The following is a 23,183-nucleotide window of genomic DNA, read 5'->3' on the forward strand; positions in this document are numbered from 1 at the left end:
CCCCTGGGGTCTCGGCGCCACGGCGTGGCCGGGGCCGGCCGTGACAGGCTGGGCGCGTGAGCGACTCGACGACGAACGACACCACCCCCACGACCGCCGGAGGCGCGGCGCACGACGCCCCGCCCGTCACCACCCCGCCCGCCTGGTGGACGACCGCGACGGTCTACCAGATCTACCCGCGCAGCTTCGCCGACTCGAACGGCGACGGGGTCGGCGACCTCGGCGGCATCCGGCAGCGGCTCGGCCACCTGCACGACCTCGGGGTCGACGTGATCTGGCTGTCGCCGATCTACCGCTCGCCCCAGGCCGACAACGGGTACGACATCAGCGACTACGACGACGTCGACCCGCTGTTCGGCACGCTCGCCGAGTTCGACGCCCTGATGAACGAGGTGCACGCGCTCGGCATGAAGCTGGTCATGGACCTCGTCGTCAACCACACGAGCGACGAACACCCGTGGTTCGTCGAGGCCCGGTCGTCGCGCGACTCCCCCAAGCGCGACTGGTACCTCTGGCGCGACCCGCTGCCGTCGGGCGAGGGGACCGACGCCGCGGGCACCCCCGGGGCCGGCACCCACCCGACCGCCTGGCGCAGCGCCTTCAGCGGTCCGGCCTGGACCCTCGACGAGCCCACCGGCCAGTACTACCTGCACATGTTCGCGTCGAAGCAGCCCGATCTCAACTGGGAGGACCCCGACCTGCGCCGGGCCGTCTACGACATGATGAACCGCTGGCTCGACCGGGGCGTCGACGGGTTCCGCATGGACGTCATCAACCACATCGCGAAGGAGCCCTCGTCGCTGGCGCCCGGAGCCCCGCACTTCGTCATGGGCGGGCAGATCCACGACCACCTGCGCGAGATGCACCGCGAGGTCTTCGCCGACCGCACCGACCGCGAGCTGATCACGGTGGGCGAGATGCCGGGGGTGACGGTCGACGACGCCCGGCTGTTCACGGCCGCCGACCGGCACGAGCTCGACATGGTGTTCCAGTTCGAGCACGTCGGCCTCGACCACGGACCGGCCTCGAAGTTCGACAACCTCCCGTTCGACCTCGTGGCGCTCAAGCGCTCGCTGTCGCGGTGGCAGGAGGGCCTCGCCGACCAGGGCTGGAACAGCCTCTACCTCGGCAACCACGACCAGCCGCGGTCGGTCTCGCGCTTCGGCGACGACGGCCGCCACCGGTTCGAGTCGGCGACGCTGCTCGCCACCGTGCTGCACCTGCACCGGGGCACGCCGTACGTCTACCAGGGCGACGAGATCGGCATGACGAACGCCGGGTTCACCGCGGTCGAGCAGTACCGCGACATCGAGTCGATCAACTGGTTCGACGAGTCGGTCGCGGCGGGGGCCGACCCCGAGTACCTGCTCGAGGCGTTGCGCTTCCGCAGCCGCGACAACGCGCGCACCCCCGTGCAGTGGTCAGGAGGCGCGGCGGCGGGCTTCAGCACCGGCACCCCGTGGATCGAGGTGGTCGCGAACCACGACGCCGTGAACGTCGACGCCGACCGCGCGGCGGGTGACCGCTCGGTGTTCGAGCACTACCGGCGGTTGATCGCGCTGCGGCACGAGTCGCCCGTGGTGGCGCTCGGGTCGTTCGAGCTGCTCGCTCCGGACGACGAGCGGCTCTACGCGTTCACCCGCACGCTCGGCGACGAGCAGCTGCTCGTGCTGGCGAACTGGTCGGGCGAGGCGTACGAGCTCGACCCGGCGCTCCACCCGGCGCTGCGGCGCCGGTCCGTGCCGCAGGTCGTGATCGGCAACGTGCCCGGTGGGGGCGGGCTGACGCTCGCGCCCTGGGAGGTGCGCGTCCTGCGGGGCTGACCCGCGCCTCCTCGGCTCCCCCGCGCCGCGCCGCGGGCTCGCATCGCACCGTCCGCTGAACGTCGCACCGCCGATGTTCGCGGTGCGACGTTCAGTCGACGGTGCGACTCGCGCCCCCGGGACGCGCTAGCGTCAGCGAGGTGAGCGATCCCGACGACGCGCCCGCGCCTCCCGACGACCCGGCACCCGCCGAACCGGCACCCACCGAGCTCCCGCACGGCTGGGTGCGCGTCGGCGAGCGCCGCTGGTGGTCGACGTGGGTCGGGGCGACGACCGCGTTCGCCTTCTTCGCGGCGATCCAGGCAGTCCAGTTCGTCTTCCGCATCGCCGAGATCAGCTTCCGGTGGGATCTCGCCCTGTTGGTGGCCGTCGGGGTGACGGTCGGGATCTTCGCGCTGATCACGGTGATCCGGAACGCCCTGGCGCCGCAGCCCTGGGTCGACCTCGACTCCGGGCAGCTGCGCGCCGGCACCCGCCGGCCGATCCCGCTGACCCAGGTCGATCGTGCCGTCCTCACGACGGCGCCCGTCGGCAACGGCGGCCGCGTGCTCGTGCTGCGCCTGACGGCGAAGGAGGCGCGGGTCGAGTTCATCCTGCGCGACCGGAAGGACGCGACCCTCGACCCGACCTCGACCGCCGTGTTGGCGGAGGCGCTGCGCCGCACCTCCGTCGCCATGCCGACCTCGATCCACGACCCCACCGGCCGGTTCGCGCGGTACAACTTCCCCGGCCACGTCGACCGCGACGACGCCGTCGCCCTCGTCGAGCACCCGCCCGCGGCCGGCGACCCGCTGCCCGCGGCCTGGTGACCGCGGCCCGGTGACCACGGCCTCGTGACCGGTTCGCCCTCGAGCGCCCTCGTCCGAGACCACGTCGCACCACCGTCGCGTCGTCGAACCACGCGAGAAGGTGGTTCCCCGACGCGACGGTGGTGCGACCTCGCCGACGGGTCCCGGACTCAGCGCTTCCAGTACCCCGAGAACGTGATGCGGTTCTTCGGCAGGCCCGCCGCGTGCAGGTGCCGCCGCCCGCCGGTCGCCAGCGCGGACTCGCCCACGACGTAGGCGTAGGCCCGTGGGTCGGCCGCCGACCGCGAGAGCAGTGCGGCGAGCGCCCCCTCCCCGGCGCGACACCCCCGGCACCGCCCGCCCCGGGTCGAGGTGACCGTCGCCCGGGTCGAGGGCGGCGTCCAGCTCGACGTCGAGGACGACGGCCCGGGGCTCGGCGACGTCGAGCTCGCCTTCCGGCGGGGGTTCAGCACCAAGCCGACGTCGGCGGGCGGACGCGGCATCGGCCTCGCGCTCGTCCGTCAGGCCGTGGGTCGGGTCGGAGGTCGGCTCGACGTCGCCACGGGACCCGACGGGACCACCTTCTCGGTGCTGCTGCCCGACCGGCGGCCGGACGACGTCGACACCACCGCCCGACGTCGGGGTGGGGTGCGGTCGTGACCGGCGCCTCCTCGTCCGTCGACCGGGTCCGCGTGCTCGTCGTCGAGGACGAGCCCCTGACCGCGGAGGCGCACGTCGCGTACCTCGACCGGCTGGACGGCTTCGAGGTGGTCGGCCGGGCGCGGGACGGACGCGAGACCCTCGACGCGGTCCGCGCTCTCGGCGGTCCCCATGGGCGCGGTCTCGACCTCGTGCTGCTCGACATGAACCTGCCCGACACGCACGGTCTGCAGCTCTGCCGGGCCCTGCGGGCGGCGGGCTCGAGCGTGGACGTCATCGCGATCACGGCCGTACGGGACGCCTCCGTCGTGCGGACCGCGGTGTCGCTCGGCATCGTCCAGTACCTGATCAAGCCGTTCACCTTCGCGACGTTCGCCGACCGGCTCGGGGCCTACCGGGCGTTCCGCGAGTCGCTGGCGACCGGGCAGGGACAGGTGACCCAGTCGGACGTCGACTCGGGGTTCGCCACCCTGCGCCGGGCACCGGCACCGACGCTGGCCAAGGGCCTCGCGCCGGCCACGCTCGAGCAGGTCGTGGCGGTGCTGCGTCGCGGCGGGTCACCGTCCGCGGGCGAGGTGGCGGACGCCGCCGGGGTGTCGAGGGTGACCGCCCGCCGGTACCTCGAGCACCTCGCCGACACGGGGGCGGCGACCCGCGAGCCCCGGTACGGCAGCCCGGGCCGACCCGAGCACGGCTACCGCTGGAACTGAGCGGACGGCCTGTCCTGCGGGTCAGCGCCGGACGAGCCGTGCGATCTCGGGCAGCGCCGCGAGGGTGCCGGATGCCCCGTGCTGGTCGGGGTCGAGGGCGAGACGCCGTAACCCGGCACGCGTGTAGGTGCCGACGTCGGCCACGAAGTCGGCGGGCGCGCGCCAGACCAGCCGGTCGGCCGACGACGCGTCGAGGCCGCGGGCGAGGGCGGCGTCCCGAGCGCGCTCGGGCGAGGTGAAGGCGAGCAGGGTCGGGGTGCCCTCGTCCACGACGGCGAAGGGCCTCGAGGCCCCGGCCGTGCCGCGGTCCACGAACCACCAGGCCTCGAGTCGGAACGCCGAGCGCCACAGGGCGACCGGGTCGTCGACCACGACGGCCGTGGTCCGCACCGGCGTCGCGTCGACCACAGGGGGCGGCACGACGACCGGTGCCGCGCTGCCGGGAGCCACCCGAGGAGGCGCGGGCCGCGTCACCGGCATCGGTCCCGCCGGCGGGGCCGCCCGGTCGACGACCTTCTCGAGCCAGGCTCGACGGCGCTGTCCCAGACCGATCCTCACGAGCACGATGCCGCCGGCGACGAGGACGGCGACCACGGCGAGGGCGACCACGACGTCGACGGACGACTGCCGACCGGGCGCCACGAGCCCGACGAGCAGCACCGACGCGCCGATCGGCGACCCGACGACGGCGATCGCGAGCAGCACGACTCCCCAGGTGAGTGCTGCGGTGCCCGACGGGCCGCGACGGCTCGACGGACGGCGGGGGTCGGAGGGGTCGGGGCTCGGCATCGGTCCAGCGTAGGGCGGCCGGCCGGGTGAGGCCCGGGTGCGGCGGCGGTGCCCGCTGCGACCCCGACGCGGCTCCTCAGCAGCAGCGACGGCGTCGCACGCCCCGGGGGATCGACGGAGACGTCCGTCGGCACTACGCTCCGACCATGGCCGACACGCGTGGACCCCAGATCGTCCGAGGCGACCCCGAGGTGACCCGGGCGACGCTCGACCTGAAGCTGCCGGTGGCGATGCTGCCCGGCCTCGTGCGTCGAGCACTGCAGGCGAGCCCCACGTTCTCGTTGCGCGACGCCGACGAGACGGGGGCCACGCTTCTGCGTCGGTCGGCGTCGGCCAGCGGCACGGACACCGTGAGGCTCGACTTCGCCGCGTCCGACAAGGGCAGCCGGGTCTCGGCCGAGGTCCACTCCCCCGGCGGCACGATCGGCACGTCGGTCAAGCGCCGCGACGACGACACGACCGCCCTGTTCGAGGCGATCGCGAAGGCCGCCGGGCCCTTCTGACCGGTGACGGGGCACGGGCCGACACCGCGCCTCCCTCGGGGACGCCGACGGGTCAGACGCCCACGATCCAGGTGTCCTTCGCGCCCCCGCCCTGCGACGAGTTCACGATCATGCTGCCCTCGGGCGCCACGCGGGTGAGCGCCAGGTCGGCGAGCACGCTCTCGCCCGCCCCGGTGCCGGTGAGGTACACGAAGCAGCGGAGGTCGACGTGCCGGGGCTGCAGCCCGGTCGGGGTCAGGGTCGGGTGCGACGACAACGTCACCACCTCCTGCGCGACCCAGCCGGACGGGTCCCGGGCGATCTCGGCCCGACGCTCGGCCACGACCGCCGTGCTGGCCGAGGGTCCGATCAGGACGCCGCGACCCCCCTCGCCGTCGACCGGCTTCGTGACGAGCTCGCCCACCCGGTCGAGCACCGCGAGCCGCTCGGCCGGGTCGCCCGTCCGGTAGGTCGGCACCGACTCGAGCAGCGGACGCTCGCCCAGGTAGTACCAGATGAGGTCGGGTACCGCGCAGTACATCGCCTTGTCGTCGACGAGCCCGTTGCCGGGGGCGTTGGCGAGCACGACGTCGCCCGCCGCCGCCACGTCCATCAGGTGCTCGCCGAGCAACGGGTCGTGCGGCGCGTGCACGTCGACCAGCTCGCGGTCGAGCCGCAGGTAGAGCGCGTCGACGACGGTGCCGGTCCTGCGGTCGACGACCCGCGCCTCCTGCACCTCGACGTCGTCGGCCTGCAGAAGCAGCAGCCCCGCGCCCTCGGCGAGGGTGCGGTGCTCGTACCAGGCCGGGCTCGCGGGGCCCTCGCTGAGGAGCGCGCCGACCGGCTCGCCTCCGCCCCGAGGAGGCGCGGCGTGCGCCAGCAACGTCGCCCTCAGCACCGAGAACACGCTCGTCGGGTCGAGCAGCCCCGCCGGCCGCGGAGCGTCCGGCACCACCTCGTCGAGCAGCCGTCGCACCGCGATCGAGAACGCGGCCCCGCTCGGTGCCCGGACGTTGTCCTCGAGCACGCGCCAGCCACCGAGCTCGTCGCGCACGAGGTCGAAACCCTGCACCGCGGCGCGCACGGCGTCCGCGGGCAGCCGGGTGGCCTCGGTCCGCCACCCCGCCGCGCCGACGACCTGTTCGTGGGTCAGCACGCCGTCCGCGACGACCCGGCGCTCACCGTAGGCGTCGCGGAGGAATGCCTCGATCGCCCGGGCGCGCTGGGTCAGGCCGGCCTCGAGGCGGCTCCACTCGTGCCGCGTGACGATGCGGGGCACGAGGTCGCAGTGGAACGCCCGGTGGTCGCCGCCGACGCCGAACCCGAGACCGGCCCGTTCGCACCAGGCGTCCCGCGCGACGGCGCGGGCGCGGGCCTCGGTCGCGCCGAGCTGCTGGAAGAAGCCGGCGACGTCCCGGTAGGCCGGGCGGGGGTGGAGTCCCGGGCCGATCGCCTCGTCGCCGGCACGGAACCGGTACCCCACGAGGGTCGGCGCCGGGTCGTCGAGCCCGGCGGCGGGGCCGTGCGTCTCGCGGACGACCAGGTCGACCACGTCGTCGAGCCGTCCCCTCTCGGCGAAGGCGGCGCGCTGCCGGTCGGCCGAGTTGCCCCGGGCGAGCGTGGCCTCGGCGAGGTCGGACACGGTCTGCCAGTCGCCGAACTCCTCGAGTTGTGGCCGCAGCCGGGTCACGAGCTGCCGGACCGCCTCGGCCGCGGGCAACCGCGAGGGGTGCTGCTCGAGGTCGAGCAGCTCGCCGGCGAGCCCGCTGCGCGCCGCCTGCCACATCGCGGCCCGGTGCAGCGGCGCCGCCCGGTGCCGGGCGGGGCGGCCGGCCTCGACGTCCGTCTCGGCCCGGCGCACCGCGGCGCGGTAGAGGCCGGCGATCAGCACCGCGTCGTCGACCAACGGGCAGGCGTCGCAGGTGCGCAGCTCGAGGGTGGGCGCGTGGCTCGAGGGCCGGACGTCGAAGTAGGCCATGCCGCTGTCGGCGATCACGCCCGACCCGATGAGGTCGGCGAGCAGCTGGTCGTACTCGGCGGCGTCGGCCATCGGGCCGGTCGCCCCGGCGCTCGGCCACCGTTGCCAGATGAGCGAGCGGATGCTCGCGTAACCGGTGTCCTGGCCGTTGAGGTAGGGCGAGCTGGCGCTCAGGGCGAGCAGGGCGGGCAGCACCCGGGGCGATCCGCCCGGCGACGTCCACGGCGAGGTCGCGGTCGGCGACGCCCACGTGGATCTGCAGGCCGCAGATCAGCTGCTCGTCCACGAGCAGGCGGTACTGCTCGTGCATGCGCCCGTAGCGCCCGGTCGTCGTCAGTTCGAAGTCGGCGACCTCGCTGCGCGGGGCCGTGCCGACCGCGCCGATGGCGAGCCCCTCAACGGTCGTCACCTCGACGAGGTCCCGACGGAGGGTCAGGATCTCGCGCCGCAGGTCGTCGAGGGTGGTCACGACCGGGACGTTCGTCTCGATCGTGGTGCGCTGCAGTTCGGCCCCGTAGCGGTCGGCAGGCAACCGGGCGAGGAGGTGCGGCGCCCTGGCCGACAGACGCCCCGTCTCGAGGTCGATCAGGTGCAGTTCTTCTTCCGCCCCCAGCGTCAGCTCTGCACTCATGCCTGCACAGTACGGGCGTGGCCCGGTTCTGCCCGCCTCTTCATGAGGATTTCACATGAACGGGTCACGAGGAGGCGCGGCCCCGTCGGCCTCGGAGTCAGACCCGAGCGGTCTGGCGCACCCCCGCGGCGGGCAGCAGCACGCCGTCGATGAGCCCGACGAGGTAGTCACGGTCGACGGGCTTGCGGAGGACGAGCACCCGGTACGACACCATCGACGGGGTGACGAGGGCGAGTGCCTCGATGTCGGTGTCGGCCGCGATCTCGCCTCGCTCGAGGGCGCGGCGCAGCAGCAGGCGGTTGGCCTCGGCACGGGGTTGGACGATCGCGGCGTCGACGGCCTCGGCCAGCTCGGGCGTGGTCGAGAGCATCGTCACGACGCCCGCCATGACCCGCATCTTCTTCTCGGCGTCGTCGATGCTGTGCGGCTTGATCATCGCCAGGAGGTCTCCGCGCAGCGTGCCGGTGTCGGGCAGGCCGTCGAGGTCGACGGCCCCCTGCTTGAGGCAGGCCACCGCGTCGACGACGAGTTCGCCCTTCGAGGCCCAGCGGCGGTAGAGCGTGGCCTTGCCGGCCTTGGCGCGAGCGGCCACCATCTCGATGGTCATGCCCTCGAAACCGGTCTCGGCGAGCACGTCGATGGTGCACCGGAGGATCTCGGGGTCGCGGCTGTGGTCGCGCTTGCGACCCGGTCGCGAGGGGGTCGCGGGGTCGGTCTCGGCGGGCGTCGTCGCCACGCCTTCCCTGTCGGTCATGGGGGCGACTCTACATCGGATGTTTACGAAACTGCCTGTATCCGAAACTCGCGAGACTCGTATATGCTCGCGCTCATGTCTCAGGCCTCCACCTCCCCTGACGGCGCGGCCCGTGCCTCCTCGTCCTCCCCCACCCCGCCGCCGTCCCGGCGCTGGTGGACCCTCACCACCGTCGCCCTCGCCCAACTGATGGTCGTCCTCGACTCGACCGTCGTGAACATCGCGCTGCCCGCCGCCCAGACCGACCTCGGCTTCTCGGACGGCGACCGGCAGTGGATCATCACCGCCTACTCGCTCGCCTTCGGCAGCCTGCTGCTCGTCGGCGGCCGCGTCAGCGACCTGATCGGCCGCAAGCGCACGTTCATCATCGGCCTGATCGGCTTCGCCCTCGCCTCGGCCCTCGGCGGTGCGGCCGGCACCTTCGGGCTGCTCGTCTTCGCCCGCGCCCTGCAGGGCGCGTTCGGCGCCCTGCTCGCCCCGACCGCCCTCGCCGTCTTGACCACCACCTTCACGATCCCGAAGGAGCGTGCCCGCGCGTTCGGCGTGTTCGGGGCGATCGCCGGTGCCGGCGGAGCCATCGGCCTGCTGCTCGGCGGGTTCCTGACCCAGTACGCCTCGTGGCGCTGGAACCTCTACATCAACGTCGTCATCGCCGCCGTCGCGATCGTCGGGGCCGCGATCTTCGTGTCGCACGTCACCCGCACCGGACTGCGACCCAAGCTCGACGTGCCTGGCACGCTGCTCGTCTCCGGCGCGCTCTTCTCGCTCGTCTACGGCTTCTCGAACGCCGAGACGCAGGGTTGGGACTCGCCGCTGACCTGGGGCTTCCTGGCGGCGGCCGTCGTGCTGCTCACCTCGTTCGTCGCGTGGCAGCGCCGGGCCGAGCACCCCCTGCTGCCCCTGTCGATCGTCCTCGACCGCAACCGGGGTGCCGCCTACGCGTCGGTGACCATCGCGGGCGCGGGCATGTTCGGCATCTTCCTGTTCGTGACGTACTACCTGCAGACCTCGCTCGGGTACACGCCGACCAAGACCGGCCTGGCCTTCCTGCCCATGATCGCGATGCTCGTCCTCGCGGCCCAGCTGTCGACGAACATCTTCGTGCCGCGCTTCGGGCCCAAGATCATGGTGCCGTTCGGCATGACCCTCGGCGTGGTCGGCATGCTGCTGCTCACCCGGCTCGACCTCGAGAGCATGTACGCCGCCAACGTGCTGCCGGCCCTGATGGTGTTGGGCTTCGGCATGGGCTCGATCATGCCCGCGTCGATCCAGACCGCCACGCTCGGCGTCGACCGCGGACACGCGGGCGTCGCCTCGGCCATGGTCAACACGAGCCAGCAGGTCGGCGGGTCGATCGGCACGGCACTGCTCAACACCCTGGCGGCGACCGCGGCCGCGAACTACGTGGCCGACCACCTGCCCGCCACCGGGGCCGTCGCGGCCGAGGCCGCCGTGACCGGCTACGCCACGGCGTACTGGTGGGGAGCAGGGTTCTTCGCGGTCGGCGCGGTCATCGCGGCCCTGCTGTTCCGTCGCCGCGTCCCGCAGTCGGACGACGTGGACGCGTCGGCCTCGCCCGCCGTGGACGCACCGGTCCCGGTGCACTGACGCGACCCCCTCGCCCGGACGACCCGCGCCTCCTCACCCCTAGGGGCCGGGGAGGCGCGGGTCGTCCGGGCGACGGACGTCGCGTCGGTCAGGACGCGGCTTCGTCCTCGTCGTAGCGGTCGACGCTGATCGTCGGGATCGACGCCGTGATGACGGAACCGTCGGCGCGCATCAGCCCGCGGAGGTCGCTCGTCGTGGGGACGCGCGTCGTGATGCGCGGCCCCTGGCCCTCGAGGGCCACCCGCACCGGAGCCTCGGGGGTGACCCGGAACTCGTCGCCGCGGACGGACAACGTCACGGCGTCGCCCGTCTCGACGGTGAAGACGATCTCGTGCTGGGCGAGGTCGACGCGCACGCGGCTGCCCTTGATCGCGACGCGGAACGAGAGCTCGTCCCAGTCGGCCGGCAGGCGCGGGTCGAAGGTGATCGAGCCGAGCCAGTCGCGCATGCCGCCGTATCCGTTGACCAGCGCGCTCCAGATGCCGCCGGTCGACGCCACGTGGACGCCGTCGGACGTGTTCTTGTGCAGGTCGGCCAGGTCGACGTACAGGGACGACAGGAAGTACTGCTGCGACAGCTGGTGGTGGCCCACCTCGGCCGCGATGATCGACTGCACGACGCCGGACAGGGTCGAGTCGCCCGTCGTCAGCGCGTCGTAGTACTCGAAGTTGCGCAGCTTCTGCTCGGGCGTGAACTCGTCGCCCTGCAGGTAGAGCGCGAGCACGACGTCCGCCTGCTTGAGCACCTGGAAGCGGTAGATGACCAGCGGGTGGTAGTGCAACAGCAGCGGTCGCTTGTTCGCCGGGGTGGCCTCGAGGTCCCAGAGCTCTTTGTCGAGGAACTGGGCGTCCTGCGGGTGGATGCCCCGGTGGTCGTCGTACGGGATGTGCATCGCCTCGGCGGCGAGCTGCCACCCCGTGATCTCGTGCTCCTCGAGGCCGAGGCGGTCGACCATCCGGTCGAACGCGACGGGAGAGTCGTCCTTCAGGCGGGTGACCGCCCGGACGGCCGCCCGCAGGTTCGCGCGCGCCATGACGTTCGTGTAGAGGTTGTCGTCGACGACGGTCGTGTACTCGTCGGGCCCGGTGACGCCGTCGATGTGGAACCGCTGGTCGCCGTTCGAGCGCCAGAAGCCGAGGTCGGCCCACAGTCGCGCCGTCTCGACGAGGATGTCGACGGCACCTCTCTGCAGGAAGTCCTCGTCGCCGGTCGCCTGGACGTACTGGCTGAGGGCGTGGCTGATGTCGGCGTCGATGTGGTACTGGGCCGTGCCGGCGGCGTAGTACGCGCTCGACTCGAGCCCGTTGATGGTGCGCCACGGGAACAGCGCGCCGCGCTGGTTCAACTCGACGGCCCGGTCACGGGCGGCGTCGAGCATGCCGAGACGGAAGCGCAGGGCATTGCGGGCGACGTTGGGCGAGGTGTACGTCAGGAACGGGAGGACGTAGATCTCGGTGTCCCAGAAGTAGTGTCCGCCGTAGCCCGACCCCGTCACGCCCTTGGCCGCGACCCCCTGACCGTCGGTCCGGGCCGTCGCCTGCGCGAGCTGGAAGAGGTTCCAGCGGACGGCCTGCTGGATCTCGGGTTGGCCGGCGACCTGGACGTCGCTGCGCTGCCAGAAGTCGTCGAGCCAGGCGCGCTGGTGCTCGAAGATCTCGGCCGTGGGCGTCTCGGCGGCCCGGTCGAGGGTGCGGTCGCACCGGTCGGCCAGTTCGCGAGGCGGCACGCCGCGACTCGTGTGGTAGGTGATCGTCTTGGTCAGGCGGACCTTCTGGCCGGCCTGCGCCTTCACGCGGTAGACGTGCTTGGCGATGTCGTCGTCGATCTGCGAGGACTGGTCCCACTCGGCGTCGGTCTCGATGCGGTGCTCGGCGCCGACCGCGATCGTCATGCCCGAGTTCGTGGTGCGGTAGCCGAGCACGGCCCGCGTGCCGCCGTTGCGGTTGAGCACGGGCTGCAGCACCCGGTCGTCGAACGACTCGGCCTTGCGCGGGTCGAACGCCTCGGCCGCGGCCCGCATGCCGGCGTGGTACTGGTCGCCCATGTCCTGACGGTTGAGGATCTGGCTCGAGATCAGCAGCGACGCCGACGAGTCGAGCATCGTGACCTCGTACTCGATGACGACGAGGTGGCGGTCCTCGAAGCTCACCAGACGGCGGCTGGTCACCAGGACGCGCTTGCCCGAGGGCGTGCGCCAGTCGATCTCGCGGGTGAGGACGCCGTCGCGGAAGTCGAGGCGTCGCGTGTGGCGGAGGATGTCGGCCTCGAAGAGCACGAACGGTTCGTCGTCGACGTAGAGGCGGATGACCTTCGCGTCGGGCACGTTGACGATCGTCTGGCCGACCCGGGCGAACCCGAAGGCCTCTTCGGCGTGCCGGATGGGCCAGGTCTCGTGGAAGCCGTTGACGAAGGTGCCGAACGAGTGACCGCCGCGCCCCTCGTCGGGGTTGCCGCGAAGGCCGAGGTACCCGTTGCCGACCGCGAAGACGGTCTCGGTGAGGCCCTCGTCGCCCTGGATGTACTCGTCCTCGACGAATGCCCACTCGTCGACGGGGAACCGCGAGCGGTCGAGCGGGTCGGACGTGATGTGGTTCACGACTGTGCCTCCGTGGTGCCGGTGGTGCTGCTGCTGGTCGAGGGGGTGCCCGGTGTCGCCTGGTCGGGATTCGGAGCCGAGGAGGCGCGGGTTCGGTCGAGCGCCTCGACCAACTCGCCGAGGTCGTCGACCACCAGGTCGGCCCCGAAGTCGAGCAGGGTCTGCGCGCCCGTGCCGCGGTCGACCCCGAGCACGAGGCCGAAGGAACCGCGGCGACCGGCCTCGACGCCGGACTGCGCGTCCTCGACGACGACGCAGTCGTCGGCGGTGAGGCCGAGGCGGCGGGCGCCCTCGAGGTACGTGTCGGGGGCGGGCTTGCCGGCGATGCCCTCGGCCGCGGCCACGACGCCGTCGACGATCACGTCGAAGCGGTCGCGGAGGCCCGCGGCCTCGAGCACCGGCACGGCGTTGCGCGAGCTGGAGACCACGGCGACCCGGACGCCCTCGGCGAGGGCCCGGTCGAGGAAGGCCACCGACCCCGGGTACGGCGTGACGCCGTTCTCGGCGAGCTCGGCGGCGAAGGCCGCGTTCTTGCGGTTGCCGAGACCGCACACCGTCTCGGCCTCGGGGTCGTCGTCGGGTGACCCCTCGGGCAGGACGACGTCGCGGGCCGCGAGCATCGCCCGGACACCGTCGTAGCGGGGCCGACCGTCGACGTGCTCGAAGTAGTCGGCCTCGGTGTAGGGCGCGAGGTCGTGCGCGGCGAAGTAGTCGCCGAAGAGGCGGGCCCACGCGCGCATGTGGACCTCGGCGGTCGGCGTCAGGACGCCGTCCAGGTCGAAGAGCAGGGCGCGGAGGTGCGAGAGGCGCGAGGCGTCGCGGGGCGTGGCGATGGACACGGGGTGCCGATCCCTTCGAGCGTGCGGGCAGGGTGAGAGGCACCGGGGCGACGACGGCTCGGTGCCGGTGAGGCGGGAACGTTTCGGGCAGGACGATGACGCGGGGCGACGGGACGAGCGGGTGGTGCGGGCCAGCTGCTGTGCCGACGGGGTGGTGCGGGGTGGGCCCCACGGGTCAAGTGTGGCACCGCTGCGCCCCGACACCTAGCCACACGTCCGGGGGTGTGGACGACGCACGCCCTGGGGGCGGGACGACGGGGGCCGACGGACGATCCCGGGGAGGACCACGACACCTGGGGAGCGAGCCGGAGGTGTCGGCGGCGGCTGACATCATGGGCGGCATGGACCTGGGCGACGAGTTCGACGTGCACGACGGCTTCCCGGCCGGTGACGGCGACGCCGACGGCCCCGTCCACTCGACGGCCGTGCCTCTGGTCGACGCCGTCGACGTCATCCGGCTCGTCGGGCCGCGCGCCTTCAACCGGGCGAAAGAATACGTCCGCGACGGAGCCGTGCTCGACACCGCCTGGCACCCCGCGGACGAGCGCCTCGAGGGCACCGTCCGAGGGGCGGAGTCGACGCCCTACCAGGTCGTCGTCGACCTGCGGGCGACCCGCGGCGAGTACAGCCGCCCGGTCCGCAGCCGCTGTACCTGCCCGATCGGCAGCGACTGCAAGCACGTCGCGGCGACGCTGTTGCAGAGCAACTCCCGGGCCGTGGCCGATCGCAGCGCCCCGGCCCCCACCGTCGACGAGCTGACGACCGGGGGCGTGACCGCGCTCGGGGCGGCCCGGTCCGGGACGGGAGCGAGCGACTGGCGGTCGACGGTGGGGGCGATCGGGCAGCCGACCCGCGCCTCCTCGGTCCGGACGACGCGCATGGGTCTGCTCTTCGAACTGCGCGACCGGGCGCACTCGACCCGGGGGCGCGCGGTCGCGCCCTCGGCCCGGCGGCAGGGCGGACCGACGGTGCAGCGACTCGGCGTGCGGCCGGTCACCCTGAGCGGCACGGGCAACTGGGTGCGCGGCAACCTGACCTGGACGTCGCTGCCGTACCAGCTCAACCGGCTGGCCATCGAGCCCGATCAGCACGCCTGGTTCGGCCAGTTCGCGGCGCTCCACCGGTCGGCGGTCTCGACCTACACGCCGGGCGACGCCGACTGGTTGTTCGTCGACGACTTCGCCAGCCCGTTGCTGTGGCCGCTGCTGGCCGAGGCCGGTCGCCTGGGCATCTCGCTCGTGACGGGCAAGCGCGCGACCGACGTCGTCGTCGGCGACGAGGCCCGCGTCACGGTCGACGCGGTGCGAGGCGACGACGGCTCGATGCTGCTGACCGCCGGGGTCACCGTCGACGGCGTTGCCCGTCGCGCGGAGTCGACCGGCGTCATCGCCGACCACGGGGTGTGGTGCGTCGCCCACGAACCCGCACCGACCTTCACGCTCGCGCCGACCGCGGGGCCGCTCGACGACGAGCAACGGCGGTTGCTGACCATCACGCCCGAGGTCGTGGTCCCGGCCGCCGACTCCGACGAGTTCCTCCGCGACTACTACCCCACCCTGCGCCGGCGCGTCGACGTCGTCAGCTCGGACGCGTCGATCGAGTTCCCGACGATCGTGCCGCCCGTGCTGACGCTCACCGTCGGGTTCGAGAAGGGGCAGACGATGCGCCTGACCTGGCGGTGGACGATCGACGGGGCACCCCGACCGCTGACGGCCCACTCCCCCGTCCCCGACCTGGCCGAGCTCGACGTCGTCCCCCGCGACCAGGTGCTGAAGGGGGTGACCGCAGCCGAGTTCGCGACCGGCACGCTGCCGGCACTCGAGGCGCGACCCGACGTGCAGGTCGACCTCGTCGGCACGCGGCCCGACTACCACGAGCTGGCCGACGAGCCCCGACTGACCATCACCACGATGCCGACCGACAAGCGCGACTGGTTCGACCTCGGCGTGCTGGTCACCGTCGAGGGACGGACCGTGCCCTTCACGCCGCTCATCACCGCCCTCGCGAAGGGTCGCAAGAAGTTGCTGCTGGTCGACCACTCGTACCTGTCCCTCGACCACCCGGCCTTCGACGAACTCAAGAGGCTCATCGACGAGGCGTCGGCACTCGACGAATGGGAGGTCGCGCCACGCATCAACCGCTACCAGGCCAGCCTCTGGTCCGAGCTCGACGAACTCGCCGACGAGACGGTGCCCGCCGCCGAGTGGCAGCGGTCGGTCGGCGGACTGCTCGCCCTGGCCGACGCCGGCGGCCTCGCAGCCGCCACGGCGACCCCCGTGCCGGCCACGGTCGACGCGACCCTGCGCCCGTACCAGCACGAGGGGTTCGCCTGGCTCGCCTTCCTCCACGAGCAGGGGCTCGGCGGGGTGCTGGCCGACGACATGGGCCTCGGCAAGACCCTGCAGACGCTCGCCCTCGTCGCGCACGTGCGCGAGACCGAACGGATGCGGGTGGGCGGCCCGGCAGCCGCCGCGGACCCGGCAGCGGCCCCGGACCCGCTAGCGGCCACGGCCGAGGCGGCCCCGGCCCCGGCCGCGGCCGACGGTCCCGGCGCTCCTCCCGCGCCGTTCCTCGTCGTGGCCCCGACGTCGGTCGTGTCGAACTGGGTGGCCGAGGCCGCCCGCTTCACACCAGGGCTGACCGTCCGCGCCGTGACCGCCACGCAGGCCAAGGGCGGACGCGGTTCGGTGCACGACCTCGCCCGGGGTGCCGACGTCGTCGTCACCTCGTACGCCCTGTTCCGCCTCGACTTCGCCGCCTACCAGGCCGAAGGGTGGGCGGGGCTGATCCTCGACGAGGCACAGTTCGTCAAGAACCGTGCCTCGCAGGCCCACCGGTGCGCGGTCGACCTCGACGTGCCGTTCAAGCTCGCCATCACCGGCACGCCGCTCGAGAACAGCCTGACCGACCTGTGGTCCTTGCTGCACGTGGTGGCGCCCGGACTGCTCGGCAGCAGCGTCCGCTTCGCCGACGACTACGTCAAGCCCATCGCCACGGGCGAGGCACCCGACCTGCTCCAGAAGCTCCGCCGGCGCATCCGACCCCTGATGATGCGCCGGACGAAGGAACAGGTCGCGTCCGACCTGCCCGCCAAGCAGGAGCAGGTCCTCCGCGTCGACCTCGACCCCGCGCACCGCGACCTCTACGACGCCTTCCTGCAGCGTGAACGACAGAAGCTGCTCGGCCTGATGGACGACCTCGACCGCAACCGGTTCATCGTCTTCCGGTCGCTCACCCTGCTGCGCCTGCTCTCGCTCGACGCCTCACTCGTCGACGAGGCCTACGTCGACATCCCCTCGGCGAAGCTCGACCAGTTGCTCGACGAACTCGAGGACGTGGTCGCCGAGGGGCACCGCGCCTTGATCTTCAGCCAGTTCACGACGTTCTTGCACAAGGTCGCCGCCCGGCTCGAACAGCGTGGCGTCGCGTTCGAGTACCTCGACGGGTCGACCCGACGTCGGGCCGAGGTGATCGACCGGTTCAAGACCGGCGACGCACCCGCGTTCCTCATCAGCCTGAAGGCGGGCGGGTTCGGGCTCAACTTGACCGAGGCGGACTACGTGTTCATCCTCGACCCGTGGTGGAACCCGGCCACCGAGGCCCAGGCGGTCGACCGCACGCACCGCATCGGGCAGACCGACAACGTGATGGTCTACCGGATGATCGCGAACGACACCATCGAGGAGAAGGTCCTGGCCCTCCAGGCCCAGAAGTCCCAGCTCTTCGACGCCGTGATGGACGACGACGCCGTGTTCAGCGCGGCGCTCACCGCCGACGACATCCGCGGCCTGCTCGACGCCTGACCCGAGCCGGGCCGGGCCGAGGCGGGCGTCAGGCCAGCGACACCGTCTCGGCGAAGGTCCGCGTGGTCGGCGGCGCGAGCAAGACCTCGGGCAGGCGGTTGGCCCCCTCGGGCGTGGCGCGCCAGGCGACGTAGGCGTCGTGGTCGGCCGACGAGGCCCACGTCTCGACGACGATCATGACCGACGGGTCGGCGTCGTCGATCAGCACCTCGAGCCCCTGGCAGCCGGGCCAGGCGCGCGTGGCGACGAGGGTCTCGCGGGCGATCTCGTGGGCGAGGTCGAGCCGGGCGGGGTCGACGTGCAGTTCGAGGTGGACGGTGGTGGACATGGTGGTCCCTTCGATCGGGCGGCGGCCCCGGGAGCGGGCCGCGCGGCGGACGGGCCGCGACCTCCCACCCTGGCACCCGCGCCTCCTCGTCCGCCGGGTCAGGCGACCTCGACGGTCACGCGGTGCCAGCCCTCGGCCCCGTTCGGAGCCGGCTGGACGTACTGCTCGCGCTGCCAGGTGCCGTCCGCGCCCTGCGCCCGCACGTCGATCGTGTGCGACCCCGAGCCCGCGGCCCCGGCGTCCCAGCGATGGACCCACTGGCGCCAGGTGTCGGCCGAGACCGAGTCGGCCAGGGTCGCGTCGAGCCACGAGCCGCCGTCGATCCGCACCTGGACCGCCTCGACGCCCGTGTCCGGCTGCCAGGCCACCCCCGCGATCGAGACCGTCCCGGCGTCGACGGATGCCCCGTCGCGGGGCACGTCGATGCGCGACTCGAGCTTGACCGGCCCCAGGGCGTCCCAGCCGCGAGGCGTCCAGTAGCCCTGGGCGTCGGAGAACCGCGTGACCTCCATCTCGACGACCCACTTGGTCGCCGACACGTAGCCGAACAGGCCGGGCACGACCATCCGCACCGGGAAGCCGTGCTCGATCGGCAGCGGCTGGCCGTTCATGCCGACCGCGAGCAGCGCGTCCGTGCCGTCGTCCTGCAGCACGTCGAGCGGCGTACCGGCCGAGAAGCCGTCGATGCTGCGCGACAGCACCATGTCGGCGCCGCCGTTCGGCCCCGCGCGCTCGAGCAGCGAGCGGATCGGGTAGCCGAGCCAGAGCGCGTTGCCGATCAGGTCGCCGCCGACGTCGTTCGAGACGCAGCTGAGGGTCGCCATGTGCTCCTCGAGCGGCAGGGCGAGCAGCTCGTCGAACGAGATCGTCACCTCGCGATCGACCAGGCCGTGGATGCGCAGACTCCAGTCGGCCGGGTCGATCGACGGCACCTGCAGGGCCGTGTCGATGCGGTAGAAGTCGGCGGCGGGCGTGACGTAGGGCGTGATGCCCTCGACGTCCAAGGAGGCGCCGGCCGGGACCGCGGCCTCGGTCACGCTCGCGCGGGGCAGCGTCAGGGCGCGCCGCAGGGCCGCGGCGTTCGCCCGGCCGGCGTTCACGACGCGGGCCCCCGTGCCGACGACGACGGCGGCCACGCCGGTCACGACCGTGTACGTGAGGAACGACCGGCGTTCGAGACCGGGCCCGCGCAACGGCGGGACGGGCTGGGTCTGCTCCGCCCACCCGGCCGACGTCGAACGGACCCACCGACGGAGGCGCGAGGCCAGCTTGTCGACCAGCAGCACGGCGGCGAAGGTGCCGACGAGGCTCGGGATGGCGTCGACCTGGCCGGCGTCCGCGCGGGTCAGGACCGCGATCACGGCGAGCGCCCCGCCCGCCACGAAGGCGATCTTGCCGATCGGCTGGCGGCGGTACTCGCCGTAGCCGGCCGCGCCGGTGATGACGACGAGCAGCACGCCCATCAGCACGAAGAGGGCGACCTTGTCGCCGGTGCCGAACAGGGACACCATCGCGTCCTTCACGCCGGCGGGGGCGAGGTCGACGACGGCCGAGCCAACGGCGAAGAGCGGGCTGCCGGTGGGCCCGGTGACGAGGGCGACGACCTCGGCGGCGGCGAGGAACGCGGCCATCGACACGATGCCGGCGAGGACGGCCCACAGCCCGGCGGCGCGGGGGGTCATCGGGTCGGTGGGGCCGGGCGTCGGTGCGGGGCCGGACGTCGACGACTCGGGTGGGGACAGGCGGACCGACATGGGCTCAGGGTACGACGCGTGGCTCGGGAACCGCCTGCGTCCCGACGACCGGGGACGCGCCTCCTGGTGTCGGGCGGACACCGCCTCTGTGTCGGGGGTGTGACGATGTCCGGCCGCCTCTTCCGCTGCCGCTCCGGCGGGAGCAGGATGACCGGAACGCCCGAGACACACCGATGCGCCCCGGAGGTCAGCATGTCGACGACGAACCAGCAGCCCCCGAACCCCCGGTCCGCGAACCCGCGATCCGCGAACCAGGCGCAGCCGCCCACGACCGACACGGGCGAGAGCCCCACCGAGCTGAAGCGGGCGATCGGTCCGAAGCTGCTGCTGCTGTTCATCGTCGGCGACATCCTCGGCACGGGCGTCTACGCCCTGACCGGGCAGGTCGCGGCCGAGGTCGGCGGTGCGGCGTGGTTGCCGTTCCTGATCGCGTTCGCCGTGGCCCTCGTGACGGCGTTCTCGTACCTCGAGCTCGTGACGAAGTACCCGCAGACCGCCGGCGCGGCCCTCTACGTGCACAAGGCGTTCGGCATCCACTTCGTGACGTTCATCGTGTGCTTCGTGGTGATGTGTTCGGGCATCACGAGCGCGTCGACGGCCTCACGGGCGTTCGCGGCCAACCTGGCGGCGGGCATCGGCGTCGAGCTGTCGAACTCGGCGGTGATGCTGATCGCGATGGCCTTCATGCTGCTCGTGATGGCCGTGAACTTCCGCGGGGTCAGCGAGAGCGTCAAGGCGAACGTCGTCCTCACCCTGATCGAGCTGTCGGGCCTCGTCATGGTGATCCTGATCGGGTTCTGGTTCATCGCCGGCGGCAACGCGGACTGGGGCCAGGTGGTGCTCTTCGAGACGCCGGGCGACAAGTCGCTGCTGCTGAGCGTCAGCACCGCGACGTCGCTCGCCTTCTTCGCCATGGTCGGCTTCGAGGACTCGGTCAACATGGCGGAGGAGACCAAGGACCCGAGCCGCATCTTCCCCAAGGTCATGCTGACCGGCCTCGGCATCACCGCCGTGATCTACGTGCTCGTCTCGATCTGCGCCGTGGCGATCGTGCCGATCGGCGACCTGGCCGACAACGAGACCCCCCTGGTCACCGTGGTGAACACCGCCGCCCCGGACTTCCCGATCGGCGGGCTGCTGCCGTACATCTCGATGTTCGCCGTCGCCAACAGCGCCCTGATCAACATGATGATGGCGAGCCGGTTGCTCTACGGCATGAGCAAGCAGGGCGTGCTGCCCGGCTTCCTCGGCAGGGTGCACCGGAAGCGGCAGACCCCCTGGGCGTCGATCGTCTTCACGACGGCGCTCAGCCTGGTGCTGATCGGCTACGTCTCGCTCTCGCCCGAGTCCCCGATCGTGGCCGTGCTCGGCGGCACGACGTCCCTGCTGCTGCTGACGGTGTTCGCCCTGGTCAACGTCGTCGTCCTCGTGTTGCGTCGCGACACCGTGTCGCACGGGCACTTCCGCGCGGGGACGGTCCTGCCGATCATCGGCGTCGTGGCCTGCCTCTGGCTGGTGCTGCCGGTGTCCTCCGGTCGCGGCGCCGAGCAGTACACGATCGCCGGCGGCCTGCTCGCGATCGGCGTCGTCCTCTGGCTCGCGACCTTCGTGTCGCGGCGGGGGAAGCCCGTGCCGAGCGACGCGATCGCCGACGCCGAGCGCGCCGACCCCCGGGCGTAGACGGCAGGAGGCGCGGCGCCGGTCTCACCACCGGCACCGCGCCTCCTCGGCCGATCGAGGCCTACGGGATCAGGCGGGCGGCGCGATAGCGCTCGAACAGGTCGACGAACGCCTGCTCGGTGCGGCGGTACCGGGTGAACCCGGCGTCGCGGGCCTTGCCCATGTCGGTGACGACCTCGATGTCGCGACCGAGGTCGCCGTCGGTATGCCACCACGAGGCGACGCGCGACAGGTCGGGCTCGGCGAGGTCGTGCTCGGCGACGAGGTCGCGCCACTCCTGCTCGAGGCCGACCATCTGCTGCTCGAGCGGACGCGGCTCGCCCTCGAAGCCCTCGACGAGCGCGGGGTCGATGCCGAGGTGGCCGGCCAGGCGGGGCCACAGCCAGCGCCAGCGGAACACGTCGCCGTTGACGACGTTGAACGGCTCGTCGGCACCGGCGGGGTCGGTCGCGGCCCAGATCATCTGCTCGGCGAGGACGCCCGCGTCGGTGACGTCGACGAGCGAGTTCCACTGCGTCTCGCTGCCCGGGAACGTGAACGGGCGGCCGAGGCGCTTGCTCAGCGCGGCCTGCACGGCGATGGTCAGCCCCATGTTCATGGCGTTGCCGACGGCGAACCCGATGACGGTGTGCGAGCGGTGCACCGACCAGGTGAACCCCTGGCGCTCCGCGGCGGCGAAGAGCTCGTCCTCCTGCGCGTAGTAGAAGTTCGGGTAGGGCAGGCGCTCCTCGTCCTCGTGGAAGGGCGTGTCGGGCATGTCGCCCGTGCCGTAGGCCTCGAACGGGCCGAGGTAGTGCTTCAGCCCGGTGACGAGCGACACGTGTCGCACGGGGGCGTGGTCGAGGGCGGCCAGCAGGTCGCGGACCATGGCGCCGTTCACCGCGATGTTCTCCGCCTCGGTGTCGCGCTTCTGCCAGGCGGCGAAGAACACGTGGGTCGGCTTCGCGTCCGCCAGCGCCGTGCGCAGGCTCTCGGCACTCGTCAGGTCGGCGGCGATGCCCGTCACCCCGTCGGACGAGGAGGCGCGGCGCGAGAGGGCAAGGACGTCCCACCCCTCGCGCGTCAACTGCTCGACGAGGGCGGTGCCGGTGATGCCGCTGGCGCCCACCACGAGGGCGGTGCCCGGAACTGTCGGGGCGGCGGGCCGGGTGCTGTCGGTCTGGGGGGTCTCGGTGGTGCTCATCCGTGTTCCAAGCCGATCGCGCCTCCCGGCATTCCCGGCCGGCGCGTCCACACCGACGTACCCCGCCCCTCGCGCCTGACAGGCCCCGCGAGGCCCGGGCGTACGGTCGGCCCATGGATCAGGACACGAACGAGCCCACCGGTCGCACGCCCGAAGACGAGGCGGCCGCCCTCGCGCTCGCCATCGTGTCCCAGGCCGCGGCCATCACGCAGGGCGACCCCGAGGCCGTCGAGGCCAGCGACGAGAACCTCCGCGAGGTCGTCGCCGAGCTGACCGACGAACCGCTGACGCCGCGACAGGAGGACGTCATGGCGACCCTCGGCACCGCCGGCGGCAGCCTCGCGGCCGGTCTCACCGCCGCCCTCGCCCACGAGAAGGGAGTCGACCCGGGAGTGATCCTCGGCTCGACCTCGCAGGCCATCGTGGCCCAGACGCAGTCGCCGTTCGCCGGCGGGCAGGACGACATGGACGACGACCCCGAGCTCGTCGCGCAGGCCGAACGCGACGCCCGGGCGCACGCCGCCGAGCGGGACGGCGACGACGCCCCCACGCGTGCTGACCACGGTCGCCGCGACATGGCCGACGCCGGCCGCGAGCGGGGCGACGCGGGCGAGGCGCGGGCCGAGCGCGGCGACGACGACGACGCCGACCACGCGTCCTAGGGCCGACGACCTGCTCGACGCGACGGGATCGGACGTCCGGCACCGCGCCTCCTAGACTCGACGGACGGGTCCGCGGGGACCGCCTCGGCGGTGCCCCGGCCCGCCGGTCGTGAGC

General features: G+C 72.8%; 17 protein-coding genes and 2 pseudogenes. 9 read left to right on the forward strand and 10 right to left on the reverse strand.

Going from position 1 to position 23,183, the window contains the following annotated elements; translation table 11 throughout:
- The first annotated feature begins 56 nt into the window (after positions 1-56).
- Both ARTHRO9V_RS05045 and ARTHRO9V_RS05050 read left to right on the forward strand, forming a co-directional pair.
- Positions 57-1,823 carry an alpha-glucosidase gene (locus ARTHRO9V_RS05045; protein WP_159825919.1) on the forward strand — a complete coding sequence of 589 codons (1,767 nt, stop codon included), beginning with the start codon at positions 57-59 and terminating at the stop codon, positions 1,821-1,823.
- A 140-nt stretch (positions 1,824-1,963) separates the two neighbouring features.
- Entirely contained in the window at positions 1,964-2,632 is a 669-nt protein-coding gene (locus ARTHRO9V_RS05050; protein ID WP_159825921.1) for a hypothetical protein, read from the forward strand.
- A gap of 149 nt (positions 2,633-2,781) precedes the next feature.
- On the opposite strand, the gene ARTHRO9V_RS05055 is transcribed toward ARTHRO9V_RS05050, so the two are convergent.
- Entirely contained in the window at positions 2,782-3,084 is a 303-nt protein-coding gene (locus ARTHRO9V_RS05055; protein WP_236556922.1) for an SIP domain-containing protein, read from the reverse strand.
- On the opposite strand from ARTHRO9V_RS05055, the pseudogene ARTHRO9V_RS05060 reads away from it, so the two are divergent.
- Positions 2,978-3,271, forward strand: a pseudogene (locus ARTHRO9V_RS05060) (ATP-binding protein); the annotation flags it as partial. The gene ARTHRO9V_RS05055 and the pseudogene ARTHRO9V_RS05060 overlap by 107 nt on opposite strands.
- Positions 3,268-3,981: a response regulator gene (locus ARTHRO9V_RS05065; protein WP_056044794.1), complete on the forward strand. Its 714-nt coding sequence runs from the start codon at positions 3,268-3,270 to the stop codon at positions 3,979-3,981. The pseudogene ARTHRO9V_RS05060 and the gene ARTHRO9V_RS05065, both read left to right, overlap by 4 nt.
- Before the next feature lie 21 nt (positions 3,982-4,002).
- Here the strand turns inward: ARTHRO9V_RS05065 and ARTHRO9V_RS05070 are convergent, their stop codons facing one another.
- A complete protein-coding gene (locus ARTHRO9V_RS05070) occupies positions 4,003-4,770 on the reverse strand; it encodes a hypothetical protein (protein ID WP_159825925.1) in 768 nt (255 codons plus the stop codon).
- 146 nt (positions 4,771-4,916) lie between these two features.
- On the opposite strand from ARTHRO9V_RS05070, the gene ARTHRO9V_RS05075 reads away from it, so the two are divergent.
- Entirely contained in the window at positions 4,917-5,273 is a 357-nt protein-coding gene (locus ARTHRO9V_RS05075) for a hypothetical protein (RefSeq protein WP_123569952.1), read from the forward strand.
- Between the two features lie 52 nt (positions 5,274-5,325).
- On the opposite strand, the gene ARTHRO9V_RS05080 is transcribed toward ARTHRO9V_RS05075, so the two are convergent.
- The 3 genes and pseudogenes from ARTHRO9V_RS05080 to ARTHRO9V_RS05090 all read right to left on the reverse strand — a co-directional run bounded on the left by ARTHRO9V_RS05080 (position 5,326) and on the right by ARTHRO9V_RS05090 (position 8,615).
- The gene (locus ARTHRO9V_RS05080) at positions 5,326-7,425 is read right to left on the reverse strand and encodes a carboxylate--amine ligase/circularly permuted type 2 ATP-grasp protein (protein WP_201298917.1); all 2,100 of its coding nucleotides are present in this window, start codon (positions 7,423-7,425) and stop codon (positions 5,326-5,328) included.
- 82 nt (positions 7,426-7,507) lie between these two features.
- Positions 7,508-7,861: pseudogene (locus ARTHRO9V_RS15875) on the reverse strand (glutamate-cysteine ligase family protein); the annotation flags it as partial.
- Between the two features lie 97 nt (positions 7,862-7,958).
- Entirely contained in the window at positions 7,959-8,615 is a 657-nt protein-coding gene (locus ARTHRO9V_RS05090) for a TetR/AcrR family transcriptional regulator (RefSeq protein WP_056044801.1), read from the reverse strand.
- 75 nt (positions 8,616-8,690) lie between these two features.
- Here ARTHRO9V_RS05090 and ARTHRO9V_RS05095 point away from each other — a divergent pair, with 75 nt between their 5' ends.
- Positions 8,691-10,223, forward strand: a complete 1,533-nt coding sequence (locus ARTHRO9V_RS05095) for an MFS transporter (protein WP_159825927.1) — start codon at positions 8,691-8,693, stop codon at positions 10,221-10,223.
- 88 nt (positions 10,224-10,311) lie between these two features.
- On the opposite strand, the gene ARTHRO9V_RS05100 is transcribed toward ARTHRO9V_RS05095, so the two are convergent.
- Together ARTHRO9V_RS05100 and ARTHRO9V_RS05105 are read right to left on the reverse strand one after the other, a co-directional pair.
- On the reverse strand, positions 10,312-12,819 hold the full coding sequence (locus ARTHRO9V_RS05100) for a glycoside hydrolase family 65 protein (protein WP_056044802.1): 2,508 nt from the start codon (positions 12,817-12,819) through the stop codon (positions 10,312-10,314).
- Positions 12,816-13,658 carry an HAD family phosphatase gene (locus ARTHRO9V_RS05105; protein ID WP_233568305.1) on the reverse strand — a complete coding sequence of 281 codons (843 nt, stop codon included), beginning with the start codon at positions 13,656-13,658 and terminating at the stop codon, positions 12,816-12,818. The genes ARTHRO9V_RS05100 and ARTHRO9V_RS05105 overlap by 4 nt, the downstream gene beginning before the upstream one ends.
- Positions 13,659-13,999: 341 nt before the next feature.
- On the opposite strand from ARTHRO9V_RS05105, the gene ARTHRO9V_RS05110 reads away from it, so the two are divergent.
- Positions 14,000-17,461, forward strand: a complete 3,462-nt coding sequence (locus ARTHRO9V_RS05110) for a DEAD/DEAH box helicase (RefSeq protein WP_159825929.1) — start codon at positions 14,000-14,002, stop codon at positions 17,459-17,461.
- Positions 17,462-17,489: 28 nt separating this feature from the next.
- Here ARTHRO9V_RS05110 and ARTHRO9V_RS05115 read toward each other — a convergent pair whose 3' ends face one another.
- A complete protein-coding gene (locus ARTHRO9V_RS05115) occupies positions 17,490-17,789 on the reverse strand; it encodes a putative quinol monooxygenase (RefSeq protein ID WP_056044807.1) in 300 nt (99 codons plus the stop codon).
- A 98-nt stretch (positions 17,790-17,887) separates the two neighbouring features.
- A complete protein-coding gene (locus ARTHRO9V_RS05120) occupies positions 17,888-19,543 on the reverse strand; it encodes a molybdopterin-dependent oxidoreductase (RefSeq protein ID WP_370516181.1) in 1,656 nt (551 codons plus the stop codon).
- A gap of 192 nt (positions 19,544-19,735) precedes the next feature.
- Here ARTHRO9V_RS05120 and ARTHRO9V_RS05125 point away from each other — a divergent pair, with 192 nt between their 5' ends.
- A complete protein-coding gene (locus ARTHRO9V_RS05125; RefSeq protein WP_159825931.1) occupies positions 19,736-21,223 on the forward strand; it encodes an APC family permease in 1,488 nt (495 codons plus the stop codon).
- Between the two features lie 61 nt (positions 21,224-21,284).
- Here the strand turns inward: ARTHRO9V_RS05125 and ARTHRO9V_RS05130 are convergent, their stop codons facing one another.
- Positions 21,285-22,406: an SDR family oxidoreductase gene (locus tag ARTHRO9V_RS05130; protein ID WP_123569946.1), complete on the reverse strand. Its 1,122-nt coding sequence runs from the start codon at positions 22,404-22,406 to the stop codon at positions 21,285-21,287.
- A gap of 113 nt (positions 22,407-22,519) precedes the next feature.
- On the opposite strand from ARTHRO9V_RS05130, the gene ARTHRO9V_RS05135 reads away from it, so the two are divergent.
- Positions 22,520-23,068 carry a hypothetical protein gene (locus ARTHRO9V_RS05135; protein ID WP_056044812.1) on the forward strand — a complete coding sequence of 183 codons (549 nt, stop codon included), beginning with the start codon at positions 22,520-22,522 and terminating at the stop codon, positions 23,066-23,068.
- Positions 23,069-23,183: the final 115 nt, after the last annotated feature.

The sequence above is a fragment of the Frigoribacterium sp. 9N genome (assembly GCF_902506305.1).
GTDB lineage: Bacteria > Actinomycetota > Actinomycetes > Actinomycetales > Microbacteriaceae > Frigoribacterium.